Origin of the sequence: Promicromonospora kroppenstedtii DSM 19349 (assembly GCF_000515355.1) — a bacterium.
Taxonomy (GTDB): Bacteria; Actinomycetota; Actinomycetes; order Actinomycetales; family Cellulomonadaceae; genus Promicromonospora; species Promicromonospora kroppenstedtii.
The window spans coordinates 1,620-2,733 of record NZ_KI911620.1; the positions used below are offsets into that span (position 1 = coordinate 1,620).

Here is a 1,114-nt window from a genome sequence, read left to right on the forward strand (position 1 = left end):
GGGCAGGCTCGGGCCGCCGGGGCCGGCCGGGCCGAACGCCGCGGTGCCGGGCGGTAGCGCGCGTCGCATCTGGGAGAGCTGGGCCTGGGCCGCCATCTGCTGCGCGACCAGCGCCGTCTGGATGCCGTGGAACAGACCCTCGAGCCAGCCCACGAGCTGCGCCTGCGCCACGCGGAGCTCGGCGTCGGACGGCGCGGAGTCGTCCGTGAACGGCAGCGTGATGCGGTGCAGCTCGTCGACGAGGTCGGGGGAGAGGCCGTCCTCGAGCTCGTGGATCGAACGCTCGTGGATCTCGGCGAGGCGGGAGCGGGCGGCCTCGTCCAGCGGGGCGTCGCGTACCTCGTCGAGCAGCCGCTTGATCATGCCGCCGATGCGCATGACCTTGGCCGGCTCCTCGACCTGGCCTACCACGGACTCGGCCTCGTCCGGCTGGCGCTCGACGTCCGGGCCCTCGGGCTCGCCCTCCGGGGGCACGGCGGCGCCGTCTGGCGTGACGACCTGTGGGTGCGCGATGGGCGGCTGGTCGCGGCGGTCGTCGGACTGGGGGTTGGCTCGCTCGTCGTTCATGGGTCCAGTCTTGCCCGAATCGACGGTCGGCTGCATCGCATTCTTGGACCGAGAACGAAATTGTCGACCATGCCTATATATAGGCACGCGTTGATCAGGGGACCAGGAGCACTTTGCCGAAGGCCTCGCCCGACTCGAGCAGGTCGTGTGCGTACTGCGCTTCCGAGAACGGGATTCGGGCGTGGATCACCGGCCGGACCTGGCCAGATGCGAACAGTGGCCACAGGTTTTGTTCGGTATCGGCGACGATCCGTGCTTTCTCCTCCGGGGGTCGCGACCGCAGCAGGGTCCCGGTGACGGTGCCGCGGCGGGCAAGCAGCGCGCTGAGGTCGAGCTCCCCGCGCCGCCCCTGCTGCATCCCGATGACGACCAGGCGGCCGCCACGTGCGAGCGAGCGCACGTTGTCGCCCAGGGCGCCCCCGCCGAGCAGGTCGAGCACGACGTCCACCCCGCGGCCGTCCGTGGCCCGGAGGGCCTCCTCGACGAAGTCCTGCCGCCGGTGGTCGACGACGACGTCGGCGCCGAGCTCCGCGCACCGCGCGGCCCG

General features: G+C 72.1%; 2 protein-coding genes. Both read right to left on the minus strand.

Translation table 11 applies throughout. The features are described 5' to 3' along the window. On the minus strand, positions 1–567 hold a 567-nt coding region (locus tag PROKR_RS05075), incomplete at its 3' end, for a bacterial proteasome activator family protein (RefSeq protein ID WP_084800249.1). Positions 568–661: 94 nt separating this feature from the next. Next, positions 662–1,114, minus strand: a 453-nt coding sequence (locus PROKR_RS05080) for a zinc-binding dehydrogenase (protein ID WP_036960167.1), incomplete at its 5' end; no start/stop codon positions are given.